The sequence below is a fragment of the Streptomyces sp. NRRL F-5135 genome, from assembly GCF_000719775.1.
In the GTDB taxonomy this organism is placed as follows: Bacteria; Actinomycetota; Actinomycetes; order Streptomycetales; family Streptomycetaceae; genus Streptomyces; species Streptomyces hebeiensis.
Genome location: NZ_JOHR01000014.1, coordinates 142359 through 165577, shown reverse-complemented (window position 1 = coordinate 165577; position 23219 = coordinate 142359). Strand labels below are relative to the sequence as shown.

Annotated in this window: 17 protein-coding genes; 6 read left to right on the top strand and 11 right to left on the bottom strand. The window is 71.8% G+C overall.

Annotation, left to right across the window (positions count from 1 at the left end; translation table 11 throughout):
- Positions 1–193: 193 nt before the first annotated feature.
- Together IG02_RS0124730 and IG02_RS0124725 are read right to left on the bottom strand one after the other, a co-directional pair.
- The gene (locus tag IG02_RS0124730) at positions 194–1246 is read right to left on the bottom strand and encodes a DUF2637 domain-containing protein (protein WP_030752227.1); all 1053 of its coding nucleotides are present in this window, start codon (positions 1244–1246) and stop codon (positions 194–196) included.
- A gap of 264 nt (positions 1247–1510) precedes the next feature.
- Complete coding sequence (locus IG02_RS0124725; protein WP_078854784.1) at positions 1511–2431, bottom strand: (2Fe-2S)-binding protein; 921 nt, start codon at positions 2429–2431, stop codon at positions 1511–1513.
- A gap of 151 nt (positions 2432–2582) precedes the next feature.
- Between IG02_RS0124725 and IG02_RS0124720 the strand changes: the two genes are divergently transcribed.
- Positions 2583–3425: a GntR family transcriptional regulator gene (locus IG02_RS0124720; protein WP_030752222.1), complete on the top strand. Its 843-nt coding sequence runs from the start codon at positions 2583–2585 to the stop codon at positions 3423–3425.
- Between the two features lie 360 nt (positions 3426–3785).
- The gene (locus tag IG02_RS0124715) at positions 3786–5693 is read left to right on the top strand and encodes an acyl-CoA dehydrogenase (protein WP_234314898.1); all 1908 of its coding nucleotides are present in this window, start codon (positions 3786–3788) and stop codon (positions 5691–5693) included.
- Positions 5694–5773: 80 nt separating this feature from the next.
- On the opposite strand, the gene IG02_RS0124710 is transcribed toward IG02_RS0124715, so the two are convergent.
- From IG02_RS0124710 to IG02_RS0124680, 6 genes are all read right to left on the bottom strand, one after another.
- The gene (locus IG02_RS0124710) at positions 5774–7135 is read right to left on the bottom strand and encodes a cytochrome P450 (RefSeq protein ID WP_030752219.1); all 1362 of its coding nucleotides are present in this window, start codon (positions 7133–7135) and stop codon (positions 5774–5776) included.
- A gap of 276 nt (positions 7136–7411) precedes the next feature.
- Positions 7412–8002 (bottom strand): GTP-binding protein, encoded by a 591-nt coding sequence (locus IG02_RS0124705; protein ID WP_030752216.1) that lies wholly within the window; start codon positions 8000–8002, stop codon positions 7412–7414.
- Positions 7977–8357, bottom strand: coding sequence for a DUF742 domain-containing protein (locus tag IG02_RS39800; protein WP_078854783.1), 381 nt, complete (start codon positions 8355–8357; stop codon positions 7977–7979). Before IG02_RS39800 ends, IG02_RS0124705 begins: the two co-directional genes overlap by 26 nt.
- A complete protein-coding gene (locus tag IG02_RS0124695; protein WP_030752210.1) occupies positions 8354–8764 on the bottom strand; it encodes a roadblock/LC7 domain-containing protein in 411 nt (136 codons plus the stop codon). Before IG02_RS0124695 ends, IG02_RS39800 begins: the two co-directional genes overlap by 4 nt.
- The gene (locus IG02_RS0124690; RefSeq protein ID WP_030752206.1) at positions 8761–10026 is read right to left on the bottom strand and encodes an ATP-binding protein; all 1266 of its coding nucleotides are present in this window, start codon (positions 10024–10026) and stop codon (positions 8761–8763) included. Before IG02_RS0124690 ends, IG02_RS0124695 begins: the two co-directional genes overlap by 4 nt.
- An 879-nt stretch (positions 10027–10905) precedes the next feature.
- Positions 10906–11673 (bottom strand): hypothetical protein, encoded by a 768-nt coding sequence (locus IG02_RS0124680; RefSeq protein WP_030752199.1) that lies wholly within the window; start codon positions 11671–11673, stop codon positions 10906–10908.
- Positions 11674–12142: 469 nt separating this feature from the next.
- Between IG02_RS0124680 and IG02_RS0124675 the strand changes: the two genes are divergently transcribed.
- Positions 12143–12907, top strand: coding sequence for a Clp protease N-terminal domain-containing protein (locus IG02_RS0124675; protein WP_030752195.1), 765 nt, complete (start codon positions 12143–12145; stop codon positions 12905–12907).
- A gap of 198 nt (positions 12908–13105) precedes the next feature.
- On the opposite strand, the gene IG02_RS0124670 is transcribed toward IG02_RS0124675, so the two are convergent.
- Positions 13106–15025: a PucR family transcriptional regulator gene (locus tag IG02_RS0124670; protein ID WP_030752188.1), complete on the bottom strand. Its 1920-nt coding sequence runs from the start codon at positions 15023–15025 to the stop codon at positions 13106–13108.
- A gap of 384 nt (positions 15026–15409) precedes the next feature.
- Between IG02_RS0124670 and IG02_RS0124660 the strand changes: the two genes are divergently transcribed.
- The 3 genes from IG02_RS0124660 to pucD are packed head-to-tail and all read left to right on the top strand — an operon-like array spanning position 15410 to position 19541.
- Positions 15410–16315: an FAD binding domain-containing protein gene (locus tag IG02_RS0124660; protein ID WP_030752185.1), complete on the top strand. Its 906-nt coding sequence runs from the start codon at positions 15410–15412 to the stop codon at positions 16313–16315.
- Positions 16316–16317: 2 nt separating this feature from the next.
- Positions 16318–17058 (top strand): (2Fe-2S)-binding protein, encoded by a 741-nt coding sequence (locus IG02_RS0124655; protein ID WP_078854782.1) that lies wholly within the window; start codon positions 16318–16320, stop codon positions 17056–17058.
- Positions 17059–17060: 2 nt separating this feature from the next.
- On the top strand, positions 17061–19541 hold the full coding sequence (gene pucD / locus IG02_RS0124650; RefSeq protein WP_051765677.1) for a xanthine dehydrogenase subunit D: 2481 nt from the start codon (positions 17061–17063) through the stop codon (positions 19539–19541).
- A 420-nt stretch (positions 19542–19961) separates the two neighbouring features.
- On the opposite strand, the gene IG02_RS0124645 is transcribed toward pucD, so the two are convergent.
- Positions 19962–21908: a dihydroxyacetone kinase family protein gene (locus IG02_RS0124645; protein WP_234314897.1), complete on the bottom strand. Its 1947-nt coding sequence runs from the start codon at positions 21906–21908 to the stop codon at positions 19962–19964.
- An 81-nt stretch (positions 21909–21989) separates the two neighbouring features.
- Positions 21990–23141, bottom strand: coding sequence for a lactonase family protein (locus IG02_RS0124640; RefSeq protein WP_030752172.1), 1152 nt, complete (start codon positions 23139–23141; stop codon positions 21990–21992).
- Positions 23142–23219 lie beyond the last annotated feature (78 nt).

Sequence of the window (23219 nt, the reverse complement as noted above, 5' to 3'; positions counted from 1 at the left end):
AGGGCGGGGTGCAACGGCGGACCGGCGTGACGGTCTTCCGTCACGCCGGTCCGAGTGCCCGGCCCGAAAGCGCCGGGGACGTGCCATGAGCGGCTGTCAGTACGGTCCCGCGTCCGGTGCGGTGTTGTGCCGCTTTCCGCCCGGGCTCCGGGATCCGGGGGCGTCCCGCTCACGCGGCCCGGCCGAGGCGGCGTCAGCCGTACTGCCGCTCCAGGTCCTTCAGCTTGCGCTCCAGGGAGTCCAGCCGGGGCAGCGCCTGCGTGTCGTCCTCGGCCGTGAGGTCCACGGTGCGGGTCTCAGGACCGGACGCGGGCTGGAGCGAGAGGCGGGAGCGCTGGGGGAGCTGCGCCTTCTCCGGTATGGCGGGCTCCGCGGCGGCTTCCACGGCCGCGGGGCTTCCTCCGGCGGCCGCGCCGACGGCGGGCAGCGGCACCTGACGGCCGCCGCGCCTGCCCCAGTTCCGGTGCTGCCGGTTGAGCGCCTTGAGCTGCGCGCGCTCCAGCTTCGCCTGCTCGCGGCGGCGCCGCTGGGTCTCCTCCTTCTGCCGGCGGTCGTCGCGCACCTCGTCCACGGCCTCGTCCAGCGTCCGTACGCCTTCGAGGAGCATCAGCGACCAGGCGGCGAAGGTCTCGCGGGGGGCCCGCAGCCACCGTACGATCCGGATCTGCGGCAGCGGGCGCGGGACGAGGCCCTGCTCGCGCAGCGCCGCCCGGCGGGTCTGCTTGAGCGCGCGGTCGAACAGCACGGCCGCCGAGAGCGACATGCCCGCGAAGAACTGCGGGGCGCCCTCGTGGCCGAGACCCCGGGGCGCGTGCACCCAGTTGAACCAGGCCGCGGCGCCGGCGAAGGTCCACACCAGCAGGCGGGAACCGAGCGCCGCGTCACCGTGGCTGGCCTCGCGCACGGCGAGCACGGAGCAGAACATGGCCGCTCCGTCGAGCCCGAACGGGACCAGGTACTCCCAGCCGCCGCTCAGGTTCAGGTTCTCCTGGCCGAAGCCGACGAGACCCCGGAAGGAGAGGGCGGCGGCGACGGCCGCGCAGCAGAAGAGGAGCGCGTAGGAGGCCATCCCGTAGATCGCTTCCTTGCGCCGGCGGCGCTCCTCGCTGCGCTCCCAGGAGTCCTCGGTCTTGGCCTTGTCACCCGCGCGCTTGCCGCGGGTGATCACTGCCACCGCCACCAGGACACCGACGATCAACACGCCGATGGGTAGCAGCCAGTTCAGCGATATGTCGGTCAGTCGCATGCGGTGTTCCTTGCATCGCAGTAGGGCGTTTCGGGCGCCATAGTGGCGGAAGCACGCTGCCCCTCAGTGGGTTTTGGGACAAGAGAACACCAACGGGGCGGTGAGGCCCACACATTAGCGTGTTTCGCCGGCGCAGCCGTACGGCCGGCCCCTGTCATGTTCGATTAATATCACCCTCGGAGGCGGCACGCGGGCCCCAGGGTGACAGAGGGTCAGATGGGACGGAAGCAGCGTCAGTCGCTTGCGCTCAGCTTCCGTTTACGCTCAGCTTCCGCTCAACTTCCGGATCCGCTCCGCGTCGCACGTACGCGGACAGGTGACACACGTGTCCTCGGGGCGCACCGTGTAGAAGAGGCAGCAGCCGGCCCGGTCCCGGGTGGGCAGGGATGTGCCGTCCGGCCCGGTCAGCTCGCGGAAGCCCGCCGTGCCGACGTACGGGGCGGTGGTCCCCGGCAGCAGCCGTCCCAGCTCGGCCATCGCGCGCCGTTCCTCGTCCATCAGGTGCGCGACGTACCAGAGCCCCTCGACGACCTCGTCGGTGGCCATGCCCCACAGCGCCCGGCGCCCGCGCCGCATCCGCGGGGCGAACCCGTCGAGGACGGGGCCGAGGTGTTCGGCGACGGCCGCCCGCGCGGCGGCGTCGAGGGCGGCCACGTCCGGTACGACCCGGGCGCCGGGCAGCGCCGCCGCCGGGTCGTCCGGCAGACACGCGAACTCCCGTACCCGCACGGTCATCCGGCCGAGCGCCCGGTGGAAGGAGACGTCGGGGACGGGGATCCGGGGCACCCGGCGGTGCAGGAACCAGGGCATGGTGATCAGCAGACAGGCGGGCCAGGCGTACCGGTGCAGTCCGAAGCCCGCGATCACGTCGGGACGGGCCCGCCGGCCGTAGTCCCGCGCCACCTGCTCCACGTCCCAGGCCAGGAACGTGTCCAGGGCGTCACCGCCGGCGGCGAGCTCGGCCGCGGTCACCCAGCCCGCACCGTGCGGTGGGCGCTCGTCTTCGGCGAGCTGGTCGACGCGCAGCGCGGGGAACACCTCGGCCAGCCGGGCGTACGCGTCCGCCAGAACGGCCTCCGGAACGGAGGAGCCCGTCACGGGCGGGTCCGTCCTGGAGAAGTCCGTCACGGTCAGGTCCGTCACGGGGGAAGCGGGAAGGCCGGGCAGCAAGGCGGGCACGGTCATGCGGGGCCACCGAATCGCGATCGTTTGCAGGTAAGCCTTACCTTATCCGATTCGGGGTGTGTGGGAACCGGTCGCCGGTCGGCCTATGGTGCAGGGGTGAAAGGGCTCTCGCGAGCCGGCGGACCGGACCTGATGGGTGGGGTGGACCCGAGTGGAGCAGCGCGGAGCGCCGGGGGCCGCCGGAGGGGGCCCGTACGCGACGGGGCCGTCCGGAACGCCGGCGCCCGGGGCCGGCCGCGTACCCGGGCAGCCCGGGCCGGCGAGCAGCGCGGAGGCGGCGGCGCGGTGGCCCACGGGCGTCGCGGCACGGCCTGCGGAGCGGACCCGCGAGGCGCCGGACGGTCCGGCCCGCCCGGTGCGGCGGCACACCGTACGCGGACAGATCCTCGACGCCCTGCGCGCGGCGCTCGTCAGCGGTGAACTGGCCCCGGGGGAGGTCTACTCGGCGCCCGCGCTGGGCGAACGGTTCGGGGTCTCCGCCACACCCGTGCGCGAGGCCATGCACCAGCTGACGCTGGAGGGCGCGGTCGAGGTGGTGCCCAACCGCGGCTTCCGGGTCACCGAGCGCGGTGCGCGGGACCGCGCCGAACTGGCGGAGATCCGGGCGTTGATCGAGGTGCCGGTCCTGCTCCGGCTGGCCCGTACCGTGCCTCCCGAGCGGTTCGCGGAGCTGCGCCCGCTGGCGGACGCCGCCGGCGCGGCGGCGGCGTGCGGCGACCGGACCGGCTACGCCGAGCGCGACCGGGCCTTCCACCGCGCGTTGCTCACCCTGGCGGGAAACCGGCAACTGGTCCTGGTCGCCGACGAGATGCACCGCCGATCCCAGTGGCCGTCACCCGGATCCACCGCCGCCCGCCGGGCGGCTCTCCGCGCGGACGCGGCCGAACACACCGCGTTGCTCGACGCGTTGACGGCGGGGGACCGGGCGACGGCCGAGGCGCTGATACGGCAGCACTTCGCGGACGCGGACGGCGGCCGAAACACATTTATGTAGTTGACCCTGCCGCCAATTCCGCCCGTGTTGAAGCGCGGCTATAGCCGGGCCAAGGCGATGGGGACTCCGCGCGGAGCACCGGGCCGGATGTCCCCCGAAGTGCGGCCCGCGTTCCTGGTAAGCGTGCCCGCACGAGGTGACCGTCGAGCCACCGTTACCCATTCCGGGACGGCAGACCTCATCCGAGACCCCACGGATGAAAGGAACACATTTATTCCCATGGGTGGACTCATCTAATCCTCGGCATGTTAACGAGCGTTGTGATGTTCAGCTCAAAAAAATCCCCCGGAAGTCCCTGGCTAAAAGTCGCCCCTTGGCATTCAATCGTGTGAGACCTTCCTTGCCAGTGCTAGGTTTCGTATGGAGTTGTTTACCGCCATGCTGACATTTCGGGACAAGGTTCCCTTCTGGAGGGCTGCGAGGACGCAGAACCTCGCGGATAAGGGTCATGAGGCAGCCGATCCTTTTGTGCTGGACCTCACTCACTCACTCTTCGACGGGGCCGATCAGGGACGGATTCACGGGCCCTGGAGAAAACTGCTGGGCACGGAGGAGTTCAGATATCGTCCGGGACTTTCCAGTGAGGAACGAGCGGCACTCTCTTATTCGCGGCTGCGTTCCGTGAATAAGACCCTGGACTCTCCGGAAGAGCTGCCCCTGGACATACAGAGGCTGGCGGCCCTGCACGAGTGGGCGGGGGTGGCGGACGGCGGACTGGGTACCCTCGCGAGCATCCACTACAACCTGTTCATGGGAAGTCTGCTGGACCACAGGGCCGGCAGCCCGAAAGGGCATGACCTGTCCGACTACGTCTCGATGCGCAGGACGGGCACCTTCCTCTGCACCGAGCTGGATCACGGCAACGACGCGGCCGCGCTGCGGACGACGGCGGAATTCGACAGGGAAACGGGCGGGTTCGTCCTGCACACCCCCGCCCCGGGCGCCCAGAAATTCATGCCGAACACCTCGCTGCTCGGCGGACCGAAGACCGCGGTCGTGATGGCACGGCTGGTCGTCGACGGTGAGGACCACGGGTGCTTCCTGTTTCTGACGCCGCTGAGCGATGAAACCGGACATCTGCCCGGAATCCACGTCAGGCAACTCCCGGATCGCACCGGTACCCCGATGGACCACTGTCTCACCTCTTTCGACCGGGTACGGCTTCCTCGCGAGGCGCTGTTGGAAGGAGAGCACGGGCGGCTCGGACGGGACGGCAGCTTCCGCAGCACCCTGGGCAGCGCGCGGCAGAGATTCCTGAGCTCCATCAGCAGGGTGACCAGCGGGAAACTGTGCATGAGCGCGGGCGCTGTCGGAATGGCCCGAGCAGCCCTGGCCATCGCCGTGAAGCATGCGCACGCACGGCACATAAGCGGACCGAAAGCCGGTGAGCGGGTCGCGCTGGTGGCTCACCGCAGCCATGCCGGCAGTCTCCTGGACGGGATCGCGACCGCCTACGCGGCCACCTTCCTGCAGCGTGACATCGTTGCCCAGTGGGCAGGGCACACACCGGAGAACCAGGCCGAGGTCGAACGTCTTGTCGCAGTGGCCAAAGGCTGGATCACGTGGCGGGCCCGCGAGATCACCGTGAACGCGCGAGAGCGGTGCGGCGCACAGGGCCTTTTCCCGGTCAACGGAATATCCGACCTGACATCGACCGTAGAGGGCACGATTACCGCAGAGGGTGACAACTTGGTCATCTGGGTAAAGGCTGCCTCGGAAATGCTCTTCGAGCCCCGCCCCGTCCGCCTCCAGCCGGATCCGCCGGCCGGCGAACAACTGCTGACCAACGTGACGTATCTGCGTGATCTGCTCGTCGAGGTCGAGCTCGACGCGCAGCGCAGGGCGAGCAAGGCCCTGCGCCGAGGTCCCATGGGCGACCCCCTGGGCCGCTGGAACGAGGCGTCCCCCGCGGCCCTGGAGATGGTGTCGGCGCACGCCGGCCGGAAGGCCGCCGATGCGTTCATCGCCGCGGCGGCCCGTGCGGTCGACCCGACGGCACGGATGCTCCTGGAGCACTTGTGCCGGCTCTTCCTGCTCCGTCAGCTCGAGCCCCACACCGGGGTGCTGCTCGCGGACGGCCATCTGACCCCCGACCATGTCCGCGGCGTCCCCGATGCCGTCAATGAGGTCATCGCGGTCCTCGTACCGCACATGAGCGGCCTGGTTGAAGCCTTCTGCCTGCCCAGTGAGTACCTTTCCTCGCTTCCGATCGCCGGCGGTGGCCTGATCGGAGACCAAGAGAGCGGCTGGTCGGCCTGGGGCCCGTAGACCCCCGTCGTGCGCCCGCCGGGGATTACGGGACAGCCCTGAGGGAACGTCGGCGCGGACCCGGCTCGTGTGCTCCCTTCTTATCCCTTCCACCAGGAAAGGAACCCGCTCCAGAATCCCTTCTGCTGGGGAGCGGCGGACGTTTGCTCCCGCTGCGGACCTGAGGAGCCGGGCGCTGCCGCCGCGCGGGGTGTGGGACGGGCTTCCTCGCGAACGGGACGAGTGAATCGGGCGGGCAGTTCCGTGACCGCCACGTGGAAGGGCCCGGGGGTGAACACCAGCTTGTCCTGGTCCACCGCCAGCTCCAGGTCCGGCAGCTGGTTGAGGAGGATTTCAATGGCTCGCGCGGTGATCAGCCGCGCGGGGTCCTTGGCCGGGCAGGCGTGCGGGCCCGCGCCCCAGGCGAGGTGGGCGCGCCTGCTGAGCGTCTGACGGCTCGTGGACAGGCTCGGATCGCTGTTGGCCGCGGCGAAGCTGATGAGCACGGGGTCTCCGGCGTCCAGCTTGCTTCCTCCCAGGTCGACATCCTGGACGGGGTAATGCGCCGCGTAGTTGGCGATGGGAGGGTTGTTCCACAACACGCTGTCGATGGCGTCTTCGACCAGAAGTTCACCGCCGTTCTGGTCATCAGGGCGCAGGATGACCAACAACGCGCTTGCGATGAGATCCGCGAGTGGCTGCATTCCCGCACCCATGAGCTGGATGAGCTGCGGGATCATTTCCTCGTCGGTGAGCGCGGCCGGGTGCTCCAACAGCCAGGAAGTGATGTCGTCCCCCGGCTTGCTGTGCTTCAATTGCACAAGCTCGGCCAGTGCCCCGATCAGGATCTGCTTTGCTTCGTCGGCGTTGGCCCCGTCGAACATTCCTGAGATGCCGTACACCACTCGGTCGCCGATTTCGCCCGGGCAGCCGAAGAGTTCGTTGAAAACCAGGAGCGGCACGAGTTGAGCGTAATCGCCGACCAGGTCGACCCTGCCCTGTGCTTCGAATTGGCTGATCAGGAATTTGGTGGACCTGTCCACCAGGCGAGTCAGCCGGTGGGTGTCGACTCGCGCCAGGCTGTCCGTCATCGCCTGGCGCAGCCTGAGGTGCTCCGCCCCGTCGGCCATCAGCGGGCCGGGCAGGTATTCCATCATGGGCCGCACCGGGCTGTCGGCCGGCACGCGGCCTTCATTGAGGGCGCGCCAGCGTCGTGCGTCACGCGGAAACATGTCGGGGTTCTGCAGCACATGGAGCGCTGCCGCGTAGTCCGTGACCAGCGACGCCTCCACTCCGGGGGCGAGTTCGACCGGCGCGGCCGGGCCGAACTTCCTCAAACGGTCGTAAACGCCTGCCGAATCGGCTGAAAGGGCTCCCGTGTACAGCGGGGTGCGATGGTTCTGTCCGTTTTCGTGAGCGGGGCATCCCGGGGGCGGAGTGGGGCGATCGGCTGGGGACTGCATGAGTCAGGCTCCTATGTCAGGGCGTGCCAAAAGAGAGAATCGGAGGATTTGCGAATGTCGGAGCTGTGCCCGAGCCGCCACGACTCCCACGTGGCCGGCCGCTCCGCGACCGTCGGCCGGAATGACGAGCTCGGGACGCGACCCGGGGTGTGTACGCGGAAAGTGCCTTCCCGCTGTGGTGACAGAAGCCCTGGACAAGCCTCATCATCCCAGTTCAGAAGGCACTTTCGCGTTGCAGCTCAAGATCCGGACACCGGCGTGGGTGAAACGTGCCGGCTAGTTGAGGCGAGACTGGAGATAACGGACAAGGGTGATCAGCGAGTTCGCCGACGAGCGCTGATCGCGAGCGTCACAGTTGACGAGCGGCGTCTCGGGCAGCAGGTCGAGCGCTTCCCGGATCTCCTTGTCGGAGTGGTGTGACGTGTCACCGAACCTGTTGACGGCGATGGCGTAGGGGATGCCGTAGTGCTCGACCAGGTCCATCACCGGGAACGACTCCTCCAGCCGGTCCGGGTCGACCAGCACCAGTGCGCCGAGCGCGCCCCGGGACATGTCCTCCCACACCTGGACGAAGCGCTGCTGTCCGGGCGTTCCGAACAGGTACAGGACGAGCTTCTCGCTCAGGGTGAGCCGGCCGAAGTCCATGGCGACCGTGGTCGTGGTCTTCCCCGGCGTGCCCTTGAGGTCGTCGACGCCGGCGCTCGCCTGGGTCATGACCTCTTCGGTACGCAGCGGCGGGATCTCCGACATGGTGCTGATGAAGGTCGTCTTGCCCACCGCGAAATGCCCCACCACCAGGATCTTGGCAGCGGTCTGCACCGAGTCGCGCAAATAGACGCCGTTATCCAAAACGGGCTTGAAGGCCATGCAGCACCTCCTCGAGTATGCGTCTGTCGACCAGCTTCGCAGGGGGTACGGGAGCCCGGGTGTAGAGGTATCCCGCCTGCGTGAGGTCCGACAGCAGAAGTTTGACGACGCCGACCGGCAGCTCGGTGTGCCCGGCGATCTCGGCGACCGCGAGATAGCCTCCGGAACACAGGTCCAGAAGGCGTCTTTTCTCGGGGTCGAGTTGACCGGTCGGGGGCATGTCCTGAGCCGCCGTCACCAGAGTGATCAGCGAGAACTCGTCGTCCGCCGGAAGGCTTCTGCCATTGGTGATGACATACGCGCGTACTAACGGAGCGGCTTCGAGTTCCAGTTCCGGATCATCTGGTGTTGTCATGCCTTGGTGTCAGCAATCTCTCGAGGGGGGCTGGTCAGGGACTTGCCGAGCTGGCCGACGAGCTGCTGCATACGGAAGGTGATCTCGGCCATGTCGACCTCGGGCGATGCCGAGACGCCGAGATAGGCGCCTTCACCCGCCGATATGAGGAAGACGTAGCCGTGGTCGAATTCCACCAGCGTCTGCCGCCACTGCGGCCGGTTGTGCGGGACCTTGCCGACGAACTCCGAGACGGTACGGCTGAGTGACTGCATTCCGCTCATCGCGGCGGCGACGGTGTCCGCGTGGTCCTTGCCGACGTCCCGCGAACGCGCCATGAGCAGACCGTCGGCCGAAACGAGGATCGCGTGCCGGGCCTCGGGCACTTCAAGAGCGCTGTCAAGCATCCATGACAGGTCGTAATTCACTGAGTCTCATGCCCTTCGGTGAATGCGTTGGGGGAACGTCGGCCCGACCGCGTTCCGCGCTGGAAAGCCCCCATGACGGACGCGGCCTGCTCGCTGGAGCGCCGGGGCACGTCCTCTGTGTCGCCGTCCGTGCCCTGCGCGGACTCCTCCGCCGACGGCACGATGGAGATCGCGCCGCGCCGGCGCCGCTTCGGCAGACCGCCCATCGTGGTCGGGGCCGGCGCCGCGTGGCCCTGGCCGCCGAACGAGATCGGGTCGGGATCCGGGCTCTGGCCGCCGAACGCGGTCGATGTCGTCGGGGCGGGAGCCGCCGGGCCCTGATCGGGCGGCATCGGGGAGGACGCGGCCACGGCAGGGGTCTCCTTCAGCTGGGGGTCCGGCCTGAGTTCCGGTTCCGGCATGGCGGTGAGGAGTTCGTCGGGCAGCAGGACGACCGCGCGTACACCACCGTAGGGGGAGGTGGAGTCCACGGAGACGGTGAAGCCGTAGCGGGCGGCGAGCACGCCGATGACGGTGAAGCCGAACTGCGGAGGATTGCCGAGTCCGGAGACACCGGGCGACCGCTCGCTCGAGAGCAGCTTCGCGGCCCTGTTCTTCTCTTCCTCGTTCATGCCGACACCGGCGTCGTCGACGATGATGCAGACGCCCTTGGGCACCGGCCGGATGTTGATCTCGATCATCGTCTCGGGCGCCGAATAACTGGTGGCATTGTCCAGTAGTTCGGCGAGCGTGAGCGCGACGGGCTCGACCGCGCGGCTGACGATGGCGAAATTACTCTGGGCGCGGATCTCGACCCGGGTGAAGTGGCGGATGCGGCCCTTCGCGCTGCGGACCACGTCGTAGAGGGACGCGGCGGAACGCTGCCGGCCCAGCCAGCCGTCGCAGAGCACGGCGATGGACTGAGCACGCCGGGCGAACTGCGAATTCATGTGGTCGATGTCGAGGAGATCCTGGAGGATCTGTTGATCTCCGTATTTCTCCTGAAGCTTGGTGATCACCAGCTGCTGCTCGCCGGCGAGGCCCTGGAGCGTGCGCATGGCGGACTTCAGGGCGGTCTTCGTGTCCTCTTCCGCCCGGTCCTTGGCCTCTTCCACGGACTCCGTGTAGTGCTCTTCCAGGCTGGTGTAATGAGCCTTGAGTTCCTGTTTTTCCTTCCGTAGTTCGGCGATCGTCTTTCTCCCGCGAATGATCGCGGTCGCGGCCACAGGAGTTCCAGCGGCGATCAGGCCCCAAAGCGCTGGATCCTGGAAGTATTGCGTCATAAGTCTCTCTTAGGCGACTGGGCCACCACGGACTGAATGTCTGCGAAGGGCGGGGCGTTCGAGTCAGCTCGCCGTAATTGACATCTCGCGGTCACAGACATATGGAACGGTCGCGCATACTCGCCTGCCGTGCTGCCTGGAAAGGCCCGGCTAATGGCATAGTTCTCCCCGGGGTGGCGGAATTCTGGGCCGATGCGCTGACTTTTCGTATGCCATAGCGGGTTTGGTGCCGCTTGGCAAGCTCCGCGATCTTATCACCACACGATCGAGTGACGGGCGTATGGTTTGTTCCGATTTTCTCGTATCTGACTGGTACTCAGCGGCCTTCCCAATTTGCGCGCGTTGATGGCCGTTTCTCGCCTGCGGTGAGGCGCTTTCCGCGTACCCCATTGTCTGCCCACGGGTGCTGTGCCCGTCTTTGTTCCCGTCGATGGATCATGCCAAGGGCAAGGTCGTGACGAGTGCGTAACGGGGTTGTGGGGAGCCCGTGGTGAGGGGCGGGGTGGGTGGTATTCGGCCGGAGTGACGCGTGGGACGTCCGGGTGTCCCGCCTCGGACGCGGCGTCGAGCTGGTCCGTCGGGGCGGTGGCGACCAGGGCGTGTCCACGCCGGGGCGCCGCAGCCGGCTCCGGCTCGTTGAGCGCCCGGACGGCGGGCATCCCCGAGGGCCTGTGCGGTCGGAGCGGAAAATAGGCCGGTTCCTGTCCCCGGCCGGCCGGGTCGACGCGCGCCTCCCGATGTCCGCCGAGGAGGTCGACGAGGCCGGCCGGCGCGACTGACGTACGTACGCGCGGAGGCGGTTGACGTGCGGACATGACGCCGTGCCGCGCGTGCCGGGGTGAACGGTCGCGCGGGCGCTTCGGACCGCGGTGCGAGTGGTCAGGCCGCGGGTGCGGGCGGCGGTGCGAGCTGGTCCGCCAGCCAGGTCGGTACGCCGCCCAGCAGCCGGAACAGTCGCCCGGCCTCCGCGCGTAACCGCCCCGCCTCCGGTTCCGGCTCGACGTCCGCGAGCGCGGCGAGCGCGGGTGCCGTCCCCACCAGGTAGCCCAGCTCCTCCCGGATCCTCAAGGACTCCCCGAATCCGTGCCGGGCCTCGGCCAATTCGCCTTCCCGCAGGGCCAGTCCGGCCAGATGGCGCCAGGTGAAGGAGAGCAGCAGAGTCTCCCCGGCCGCCGCGGCGGCCGCGTGGGCGCGGCGGTACGCGGCGCGTGCCGACTGCGGGGAGTCCGAGAGGTGCTCGGCGATCAGCCCCCGGCGGAAGTCGAGAAGGGCGCGGCCGGGGGTGTCCGGGCCGAGCAGGGCCGCCGCCCGGCCGAGCGCGGCGCGGGCCTCGTCGGCCCGGTCGCGGACGCCGAGGACCGTCGAGGCGTACGCGAGATGGCCGCGCTCGCAGGCGGCGGCGCCGCGTTCGTGGTCCTCGCGCGCCGTGGCCTCCGCCGTACGGAGGGCTTCCTCCGCCTCGGACCAGCCGGCGCCGGTGAACAGACAGCGTTCGGTGAGGAGGGCGGCCCGCTGCAGCGCGGCCGCCGGTGCGGTGGCGTGCGGGGCCAGCAGTGCCGCCGCGTCGGTCCAGCAGCCGCGTGAGCGCAGCCGCCACACCGCTGTCTGGAGAGGGTCGTCACCTGTGGTGGTTTCGGTGCCAGACATGGCGGAATACGCCACATTGCCCTCCCCGAGCGCGCCATCGTGCCGTTGGGTGTGGGACGCATCTCAGCATGGATGGGCATGCCGGGCCAATAGGTCAGGTGAAAGATTTCACAAACCCATGACCGACGCCGGTGGTACAGGGGCGTGAGACGGGGGCGCGTGCGGGGTCCGCGTGGGGCGCGTGGTTTCGGGGGGCGGACCCGGCCGGGACTGGGGCGCCCGCGCTGACGTGGGGGTGAGGCGGTGGTGGCGGATGTTCCGGTCTCTCCGGTGTGCTCAATGGACCGTTGATCGTTCCCTCGTGACCGTTTCGGGTGACGGTGGTCAACTGCCGGTCGAGCGCCCCCTTTTTTTCGCGGCCGGACCCCTCCTCCGCGGTCGGGTGACAGCTCGAACGCGTCGCCGCGCCGAGCGGGCGAGTGTCAACGACGGGTTGACGCTCGCCGGGTGTCAACCTAGGGTTGCCTCTATGACGCAACCCACTCGCGTGAATCATCCCGTGCGCCTCGACGACCTGATCGAGGCCATCAAGAAGGCCCGTCCCGACGCTCTCGACCAGCTCTCCGACGCGGTGATCGCCGCCGATCACCTCGGGGAGCTGGCGGACCACCTGATCGGCCACTTCGTGGACCAGGCCCGGCGCTCCGGTGCCTCGTGGACGGAGATCGGCCACAGCATGGGGGTCACCCGGCAGGCGGCGCAGAAGCGCTTCGTGCCGAAGGACCCCGGCGCGACCTCGGACCTCGATCCCAACCAGGGCTTCGGCCGCTACACCCCGCGGGCCAGGAACGTCGTGATCGCCTCGCAGAACGAGGCGCGCGCCGCGGGCAACGACACGATCACCCCAGCCCACCTGGTGCTGGGGCTGCTGAGCGAGCCGGAGGGGATCGCCGTGAAGGTGATCGCCGAGCAGGGGGTGACGGCGGAGGACGTGCGGACGGCGGCCACGGCCGCGCTGCCGGCGGCGGCCGAGCAGGTCCCCGAACTCGTCCCGTACGACGCGGGCGGCAAGAAGGTCCTGGAACTGACCTTCCGGGAGGCCCTGCGGCTCGGCCACAACTACGTCGGCACCGAGCACATCCTGCTCGCGCTCCTGGAATTCGAGGACGGCGGCGGCGTGCTCACCGGCCTCGGCATCGGCAAGGCGGCCGTCGAGGCCCGGATCGTCGAGGCTCTCGAGGTGGTGACGGCGGCGCTCGGCGCGGAGGCCGCCGGGGCGGCGGAGGAGAAGTGACCCCGACCGGGCGGTGACGGGGCGGCCCGGCCCGGCACGGGGGTACGGCCGGGAACCGGCGGGCCGCCGGGGGTGCCGGTGACCGGGGGCTGCCGGGCACGGGGGTACGGCCGGGAACCGGCGGACTGCCGGGGTGCCGGTGGCCGGGGCTGCCGGGCACGGGGGCTGCCGTACCCCCGTGCCCACCGTCGTGCCCGCTCAGCGCATGCGCAACGCCAGGAAGAAGTCCAGCTTGTCCTCCAGGCGGGACAGCTCGCGGCCCGTCAGCTGTTCGATCCTGCCGACGCGGTACCGCAACGTGTTCACGTGCAGATGCAATCTGGCCGCACACCGCGTCCACGAGCCGTCGCAGTCGAGGAACGCCTCCAGAGTGGGGATCAACTCCGCGCGGTGGCGCCGGTCGTAGTCGCGCAGGGGGTCCAGCAGCCGGGCCGTGAAGGCGAGCCGTACGTCGTCGGGGACGAAGGGCAGCAGCAGGACGTGCGACGCCAGTTCGTGGTGGCCCGCCGCGCAGACCGGGCCCGGGCGGGCGGCGGCCACCCGGCGGGCGTGCCGGGCCTCCTCCAGCGCGCCGCGCAGGCCCTCCGCCGAGTGCACGGCCGCGCTGACGCCCAGCGTCAGGCGTCCGTCGTCCCCGAGCCCCGAGGACAGCGGTCCCGCCACGGCCGCGAGCAACGTGTCCGCGTGCAGCGCCGCATCCGTGTCGGCACCGAGCCCGGTGCCGGACGCCGTACCGGCGGCTCCCGTCTCCGGCGCGGTCCCGGTTTCCGTGCGCGATTCGCCGGGAAGCGGCCGGCCGCTTCCCGGCGGAGGCAGGGGGACCAGCGCGATCGCCTCGTCCCCCGACCGTGCCACCGCGATCCGGTCGGCGCCGTCCGTCCCCACCGCCGCCGGGTCGACCAGGATCTCTTCGAGGAGCGCCCGCGCCACCTCGCCGTGGGCGCTCGACGGGCCGCCGCCGGATGCCGACGTGCCGCCGGTCGCGGTCGTCGGGGAGTCGCCCGGGCCGGTGCCGCTCGTGCCTGCCGCCGGCTCCGCCTCGTCGCCGGGCGGGGCCCACTCCGCCCGGGCCACCACGACCTGCCAGCGCGGTGCCGTCGGGAGTCCGGGCAGCAGGACCGGCGCCGCGACCCGGAGGCGGGCGGCGATCTCGGCGGCCGGCGCGCCCGCCTGGACCAGTTCCAGGACCTCCTGGGCGAGCCGGCGGCGTACGGTACGGGCAGCGTCCCGCCGGTCGCGCTCCACCGCGATCAACTGGGTCACCCCCTGGAGCAGGTCGAGCCGCGCCGCCGGCCAGTCGCTCGTGTCCGCCTCGACGGCGAGCAGCCAGTCGGACAGCGCCGTGCGCCGCGTGTCGCGCGCGTCGTGCGGGCCGTGCCGCTCGTGGGGGCGGTGCGCGTCGTGCGGAGGAGGCGCGGTGGCGGCGCCCGGCGCGGCGGCGGCGGCGCGCCGGGCGTCCGTCGCGCGGAAGAGGGCGTACGCCGTTCCCTCCACCACCGTCCGGTACGGTCCGGGGCGGCCCGTGCGCACGGCGGCCAGGTGCTCCCCCGCGAGCGCCGCCGCCCGTGCCGGGGGCAGCGCCTCGGGGGTGCCCGCGATCCGCCGGCCGGTCGGGGAGAGCACCCACGCCCGCAGGTCGAGGTCGGATCCGAGGAGGTCGAGCACGGCGTCGGGGCCGCCGCCGGCCGGGCCGGAGGCCATCAGCCTGCGGTGCCGGTCCACGACCGCCGCCAGGTCCCCGGCCCGTTCACCGGAGACCTGCCGCACCACATGCTCGGTGATCGTCGCGAAGGCGACCTCCTCGCTGACCGCGAAGAGCGGCAGCCGGTGCCGGGCACAGGCCGCGACGAGGTCGTCGGGGACCGGGCCCAGCTCGGCCTCGCCCGCCGCCAGCCCGGCGACCCCGGCGGACGTGAGGATGCGGACGAACGGTTCGGAGTCCTCGGCGCGGTGCCGCCAGGCGAGACCGGTGAGGACCAGCTCGCCCCCGGAGAGGTAGCGGCTCGGGTCACGCAGGTCGGTGGTCATCACCCCGCGTACGGAACGGTCCAGCTCCTCCTCCCCGCCGAGCAGCCGCAGGCCCAGCGCGTCGGTCCCCAGCAGTGCGCGCAGCCGCATCTCGTCGCCGCCGATCTCTCTCGTTCGATGGTGTGGGTGCCGGAGCCGCCCGGTCCCGCAGCACCCCGATCGTTCTCGATCAAGGTTGCCCAGAGCCGCTCGTTCCTGCCCTTGTTGTCGCCCCATATGGGCGCGTCTTGTTTCAAGAGGGAAGCCGCACGGTTACCAGACCCCGTCATTCGTTCGAATCTACAAGACCGGTCGGCCGGCCAGTCAATTCCTTCATGGTTTCGGTGACTGCACCGGGTGGAGCGCGGGCTTGTGTACTGGTGCCGTACGTCTCACACGTCGAGGACCGGCCGTCGCCGCGGGTGGGTGTCGCGGGCGATCCGTACACGGGAGACCCGGTCGCGGAAGATCAAAATGATCAGAAGAGGGCCGCTCATGGACTTCCTTCGCCCCGTCGGCTGGGAGGACGCGCTCGCAGCCAAGGCCGAACATCCCGAGGCCGTACCCATAGCGGGGGGCACCGACATCATGGTCGAGATCAACTTCGATCAGCGACGGCCGCGGTGCCTGCTCGACCTCAACCGCGTTTCCGAGCTGTACGAGTGGAGCGTCGGCCCCGAGAGCGTGGCACTGGGCGCGTCCGTGCCGTACGCCCACGTCATGGCGCATCTGAGGACCGAGCTGCCCGGTCTCGCGCTCGCCTCCCACACCGTCGCCTCCCCGCAGATCCGCAACCGCGGCGGGGTCGGCGGCAACCTCGGGACCGCCTCCCCGGCCGGTGACGCGCACCCGGCGCTGCTGGCCGCGGGCGCCGAGGTCGAGGTCGAGTCGGTACGCGGCTCCCGCCGCATTCCGATCGACGCGTTCTACACGGGAGTGAAACGCAACGCCCTTGAGGCCGACGAACTGATCAAAACCGTGCACATCCAAAAGGCGGACGGTCCTCAGCAGTTCTCGAAGGTGGGCACCCGCAACGCGATGGTCATCGCCGTGTGCGCCTTCGGCCTGGCCCTGCACCCCACGACGCGTACGGTACGGACCGGCATCGGCTCCGCGGCCCCCACCCCGGTACGGGCGAAGGACGCGGAGACGTTCCTGACCGCGGTACTGGACGAGGGGGGCTTCTGGGAGAGCCGGCAGCCCCTCCCGCCGTCGGCCGCCCGGCAGTTCGCGGCCCTGGCCGCGGGCGCCTGCGACCCGATCGACGACGTACGCGGCACCGCCGGCTACCGGAGGCACGCCGTCGGCGTCATGGCGCGCCGGCAACTCGCCTGGACCTGGGAACGCTACCGGGCCGACGACGGCCGTGGCACCCGGCGGACCGCGGAAGGGGCGGCGTGACCATGCGCGTGAACTTCACCGTCAACGGCCGGGAGCAGAGCGCCGACGACGTCTGGGAGGGCGAGAGCCTGCTGTACGTGCTGCGCGAACGGCTGGGCCTGCCCGGCTCCAAGAACGCCTGCGAACAAGGTGAATGCGGTTCGTGCACCGTTCGTCTGGACGGCGTGCCGGTCTGCGCCTGCCTGGTCGCGGCGGGCCAGGTGGAGGGACGCGAGGTCCTGACCGTCGAGGGGCTCGCCGACCACGCGAGGCGCCGGGAGTCCGGCGCGAGGGGCCCGGCACGGACCGCAGCCGGCCCCGGCGACCCGGCGACCGGTGACCCACCGGCCGGCGCCCCGTGGGCCGACGACTCGCCGGCCGGTGACGGCGGCGCGCTGTCGCCCGTCCAGCGGGCCTTCCTCGACGCGGGCGCCGTGCAGTGCGGCTTCTGCACCCCCGGCCTGCTCGTCGCGGCCGACGAGATGCTGGAGCGCAACCCGTCCCCGACGGACGCGGACATCCGCGAAGCGCTCTCGGGCAACCTGTGCCGTTGCACGGGCTACGAGAAGATCCTCGACGCCGTCCGCCTCGCCGCCGCCCGCCAGGAGCGCGGCCGTGCCGCCCCGCACACCACCGGTACGACGCGGGAGGGCGCCGACGGTCCCGGCGGCCCCGACGCTCCGGGCGGCCTTGACGCTACCGGCGGTCCCGACGGCCCTGACCGTCCCAACGGTTTCGACGGTCCCAGGGAAGGCGGTCGCTGACCATGGTCCCCGACCGGCTCCCGACCCGCCTCACCCAGGACTCCCGCACCGCCGCCGGCACCGGCCCGACCTCCGGCACCGGCGGCATCGGCGAGTCCACCCCGCGACCCGACGGCACCCTCAAGGTCACCGGCGAGTTCGCGTACTCCTCCGACCTGTGGCACGAGGACATGCTGTGGGGCCACACGGTGCGCTCCACCGTCGCCCACGCCACCCTCGTCTCCATCGACACGGCCGAGGCCCTCGCCATCCCCGGCGTGCACGCCGTCCTCACCCACGACGACCTCCCCGCCCCGGTGACCCACTACGGGCTGGAGATCCGGGACACCCCGGCCCTGGCCACCGGCAAGGTCCGGCACCACGGCGAGCCGGTCGCCCTCGTCGCCGCGGACCACCCCGAGACCGCGCGCCGCGCCGCCGCCAGGATCCGCGTCGAGTACGCCGAACTGCCCCTGGTCACCGACGAGGACTCGGCCACCGCCCCCGGCGCGCCCCTGGTCCACGAGCACCGCACGGACCACCACAGCGGCCACGTCCCGCATCCCAACGTCGTCCACCGCCAGCCGATCGTGCGCGGCGACGTGGCCGCCGCGGCGGCCCGCGCCGAGGTGACCGTCACCGGCGAGTACGTCTTCGGCATGCAGGACCAGGCGTTCCTCGGCCCGGAGTCCGGTCTCGCCGTACCCGCCGAGGACGGCGGCGTCGACCTCTACGTGGCCACCCAGTGGCTCCACTCCGACCTGCGCCAGATCGCCCCCGTCCTCGGGCTGCCCGAGGAGAAGGTCCGTATGACGCTGTCCGGCGTCGGCGGCGCCTTCGGCGGCCGCGAGGACCTGTCGATGCAGATCCACGCCTGCCTGCTGGCGCTGCGCACCGGCCGGCCGGTCAAGATGGTCTACAACCGCTTCGAGTCCTTCTTCGGCCACGTGCACCGCCACCCGGCGCGGCTGTGGTACGAGCACGGCGCGACCCGCGACGGCAGGCTCACGCACATGAGGTGCCGCATCGTGCTGGACGGCGGCGCCTACGCCTCCTCGTCCCCGGCCGTCGTCGGCAACGCCGCCTCCCTCTCCGTCGGCCCGTACGTCGTCGACCACGTCGACATCGAGGCATTGGCGCTCTACACCAACAATCCGCCCTGCGGTGCGATGCGCGGCTTCGGCGCGGTGCAGGCGTGCTTCGCCTACGAGGCGCAGATGGACCGGCTGGCGGCCCGGCTGGGGCTGGACCCGGTGGAGTTCCGGCGGCTCAACGCCATGGAGCAGGGCTCGGTCATGCCCACGGGGCAGCGGATCGACTCCCCGGCGCCGGTCGCCGAACTGCTGCGCCGGGTCAAGGCCAGGCCGCTGCCGCCGGAGCGGCAGTGGCTCACGGCGGGCGAGGAGCCGGACGTCCGGGCGCTGCCCGGCGGCCTGTCCAACACCACGCACGGCGAGGGAGTCGTCCGGGGCGTGGGCTACGCGGTCGGTATCAAGAACGTCGGCTTCTCCGAGGGCTTCGACGACTACTCCACCGCGCGCGTACGACTCGACGTGCTGGGCGGCGAGCCGGTGGCCGTCGTCCACACCGCGATGGCCGAGGTCGGCCAGGGCGGGGTGACGGTGCACGCGCAGATCGCGCGGACCGAACTGGGCGTCACCCAGGTCACGATCGTCCCGGCGGACACGCGCGTCGGCTCGGCCGGTTCGACCTCGGCCTCCCGCCAGACGTACGTCACCGGCGGCGCGGTGAAACACGCCTGCGAGGCCGTACGGGAGCGGGTACTGGAGCTGGGCAGGCGCCGGTTCGGCACGTACCACCCGGCCTGGGCCACCGCCGGACTGCTGCTGGAGGACGGCAAGGTCGTCACCGACGCCGGGGAGGTGCTGGCGGCCCTGGCGGACGTCCTGGCGGGCGAGGCGGTGGAGGTGGAACGGGTCTGGCGGCACCGCCCGACGCGGCCGTTCGACCGGCGGACGGGGCAGGGCGACGGGCATGTCCAGTACTCCTTCGCCGCACACCGCGCCGTCGTGGAGGTGGACACCGAGCTCGGCCTGGTCAAGGTCGTGGAACTGGCCGTCGCCCAGGACGTCGGCAAGGCGCTCAACCCGCTCTCCGTGCTCGGCCAGATCCACGGCGGCAGCATCCAGGGGCTGGGCGTGGCGGTGATGGAGGAGATCCTCGTCGACCCGGCGACGGCGAAGGTCCGCAACCCCTCCTTCACGGACTACCTGATCCCCACCATCCTGGACACCCCGACCATGCCGGCCGATGTCCTCGAACTGGCCGACACCCACGCGCCGTACGGGCTGCGCGGCGTCGGCGAGGCGCCGACCCTCTCCGCCACGCCGGCGATCCTCGCGGCGATCAGGGACGCGACGGGGCTGGAGCTGAACAGGACGCCCGTACGGCCGGAGCACCTCACCGCGCACCTCACGGGGACGGCGGGAGCAGCGGGGACAGCCGGGACAGCCGGAAACGGTGGGTGCGGAAGAACTCGGTGATGTCCTGGGCCGGCGGGCCGGGTTCCTCATGGGCGGCGCAGTGGCCGCCGCGGGGCTCGCGGTGCTGAGGGGCCCGGCGGGGCCCGCCCGCGCCGTTCCGTGCCGTGTCCCCCACGGATCCGGCACGGAACGGCGCTCTCGCCTGCCGCGCGGCAGGGGGTGCGCTCCCGCTCCGGGATGGGCAGCCCATTGCGGGGCGGCGAGAGAGGAGGCCGCCTCCTCCGATGTGGGAGCGCTCCCATGAGCCTTGTCGAGGCACGGGCACTTGTCAAGGCCGGGTGTACCGGGTGTGCCAGGGGTGCCGGGGCGTCAACCGGACGCCCGCAACGCGAGACCCGGGCGGAAGGGGAGAGGGGGAGCGGCCCGAACGGGTGTCGCGGGCGCGCGACGGTCGGAGGCACGGGCCGGCGGCGACGCCCGTCAGTCGCCCTCCTCGGCGGGGTGGACGGCCGGCGCCAGGGCGGCCACGATCAGGGCGAACGAGACGGCTCCCGCGTCGGGTGTGCCGAGGCTGCGGTCGCCGTGGGTACGGGCCCGGCCCAGGCGGGCCGCGAAGGCGGCCGTGGCCTCCGCGGCCTCGCCCGCGATCAGGGCGGCCTCCGTCCAGGCGGCGGCGAACCCGGCCACCGGCAGCGCCGCCTCCAGCCGCTCCACGAACGGCACGGCCGAGTCCACGAGCGTCTTGTCCCCGGGCCTGGCACCACCGATCCGCACCACCGCGTCGACGGCGGCGCGTACGGCACGGACCAATCGGGCGGCATGGGCGGCTTCCGCGCCGGTTCCGGGACGCGTCGTTCCGGCGACGAGCTCCCGCCCGCCGGCCACGAACTCCCGCTCGCCGGCTCCGAGCTCCCGCCCGCCGGCTCCGAGATCCCGCCCCGCGACTCCCGGGCCCTCCCCGTCAGTCGCCGAGTCCGCCGCACCGGCCGCGGGATCCTCCTCTCCGTCTCCCAGCTCCACGCCGAACGCCGCCAGCGCCGCGCCCCACAGGGCCCCCGACGTGCCGCCGGCGTGGTCGGCCCAGGCGGCCCCCGCCCGGGACAGGAGCGTCCGGGCGCCCGCGCCCAGCGCCACCGCCTCGTCGGCCGCCCGCACGGCGGCCTCCGCGCCGCGTCGCATGCCGATGCCGTGGTCGCCGTCGCCCGCCACGGCGTCGATGTCGCCGAGGCGCCGTTCGTGCGTGACGACCGTGTCCCGCACCGTACGCAGTGCCCGCGCGATCCGTGCCGCCAGCTCCCGCGAGGCCGCCGTGCCCGGGACGACGGGCGGGACCTGGTGGGCCGCGGTGAGGTCGTCCGTACGGGGCGGCCTCGGCCCGAGGCTGCCGCGCCGGAAGGCGGGGGCGGCGGCCGGGGCCCTCCACAGCGCCTCCAACTCGTCGTCCAGGAAGGTCAGGGTGAGGGAGAGCCCCGCCATGCCGAGGCTCGTGACCTGTTCGCCGACGACGGGGGCGACGACCGTGATGCCCTCGGCGGCGAGCCGTTCGCCGACGCGGCGGTGCACGACGTACAGCTCCTCGTAGGTGATCGCGCCCAGCCCGTTGAGCAGGACCGCCGCGCGCTCCGGGCGGCCGGCGGGCGATCCGTCGTGCGGTCCGGCCGCCGCCGCGCGATCCGCCAGCACCCGGTCCACCAGCAGGTCGGCCGTCGCGTCGGCGGTGGGCAGCGGCCCTTCCTCGGTGCCGGTCTCCCCGTGGATGCCGAGGCCCACACCCATCCGCCCGGCCGCCACGGTGAACAGCGGCTTCTCGGCACCCGGCAGCGCACAGCCGCCGAAGGCGACACCGAGGGACCGGGTGGCCGCGTTCGCCGCGCGGCCCACCCGTACGGTCTCGTCCATGCCGTAGCCCGCCTCCGCCGCCGCGCACAGGATCTTCAGCACGGCCAGGCCGCCCGCGATGCCCCGCCGGACGGCGGTCGCGTCCGGCGGCCCCGACACGATGTCGTCGCTGACGGCCAGGGTCCGGGCGTCGAAGCCCTCCGCGCGCAGCCGCTCGGCGGCGTGTCCGAAGTGCAGGACGTCACCCGCGTAGTTGCCGAAGCCGAGGAGCACACCGCCCCCGTTCTCGGCGGCCCGCGCCACCGAGCAGATCCGGTCTGCCGAGGGGGAGGCGAAGACATTGCCGCAGGCCGCCCCGTGCGCGAACCCGGGGCCCACCCAGCCCGCGAAGGCGGGATAGTGGCCGGTGCCGCCGCCGAGGACGACGGCGACCTGGCCGGGCGGCGTGGCCGAGGCGCGGACGACCCCGCCGGGGACCGCGCGGACCTCGTCGGCGTGGGCGGCGGCGAAACCCGCCAGGGCCTCGTCGGCGAACGCGCGCGGATCGTTGACCAGGAACGTCATGGCCGGGCCTGCGGGGTGGGACACATCGTCGTCTCCACGTCTGTCGTGGGAGGGGAGAGGAGTGGGTGTGCGCGGGGGAGAAGGACGTACGCCGGACGTCGGACGCTACAGCGGCAGGGCACAGGCCGCGACCGGGGAGGCGAACGGGTCGCCCATCGGGCGCAGTTCACCGGTGGCCCGGTCGACACGGAAGACCGTCACCGAGTTCGACCGCTGGTTGGCCGCGAACAGCAGATCGCCGGCCGGCGAGAGCGACAGCTGACGCGGCCAGTCGCCGCCCACCGGGACCGTGTCCAGCAGCCGGAGCGCCGCGCCGGACGACTCGATCGCGTAGCGCGTCAGACTGTTGTGCCCCCGGTTGGCGAGGTAGGCGAAGGCGCCGTCGTCCGTGACCACGAACTGGGCCGGGAAGCTGCGGGCCGTGCCGGTGGTCCCCGTGGGGCGCGGTTCGCCGGGGGTGAGACGGCCGGTCCCGGGGTCGTACGCGCAGACCACGACCGTGTTGTCCAACTCGTTGGCCAGATACGCGAACGTACCCGACGGGTGGAACGTGAGGTGGCGCGGACCCGCGCCGGGACGAGTCGTCGTGCGCGCGACCTCGGTCAGGGTGCCGGCCGAGGTGTCGAGCCGGTAGCTGTACACCGTGTCGTTGCCCAGGTCCACGGCGAGCACATGGCCGCGGTCCGGCGAGGTGACGACCTGGTGGGCGTGCGGTCCGCTCCGGCCCGGGCCCGGGGGCGGGGCCGCGTGCGTGACCAGATCCGTACGCCGGCCGAGCGCTCCCGACGGTTCGATGGGGTGGACGGCCACGCTGCCGGACGTGTAGTTGGCGCTCAGCAGCCACTGGCCGCCCGGGTGCACCGACAGGTGCGTGGGGGCCGCGCCGCCCGTGCCGCGAGAGCCCAGGACGGTGGGGCCGCCGGTCCCGGCGCCGCCGGTCGCGATCGCCGTGACCCGGCCGTCCTCCTGCTCGTCGACCGCGTAGAGCGTACGGCCGTTCGGATGGAGGGCGAGGTACGACGGGTTCTCGACGCCCGTGAGCGTGCCGGCGGACGAGATCGCGCCCGTGTCCGGGTCGTACGCCGCCAGGCCGATCCCGGTCCCGGCGCCCGGTCCGGAGGTGTACGTGCCGAGGTAGAGCGGCCGGAGCCCGCCCGGCGGGTACGCCCCGGGGATGCTCCCGTCCGGGCCACGGCCCTCGTACCGCGCGCCGACGGCCCCGTAGCCGCTCGTTCCGCTGCCCGTGCCGTCGCCCATCCTGGCCACCTCTGCTCGTCTCGTATGCCCAATTGACGGCCGGTCAGTGTGTTTTGGCCTCGTCAGCCGATTCTCACT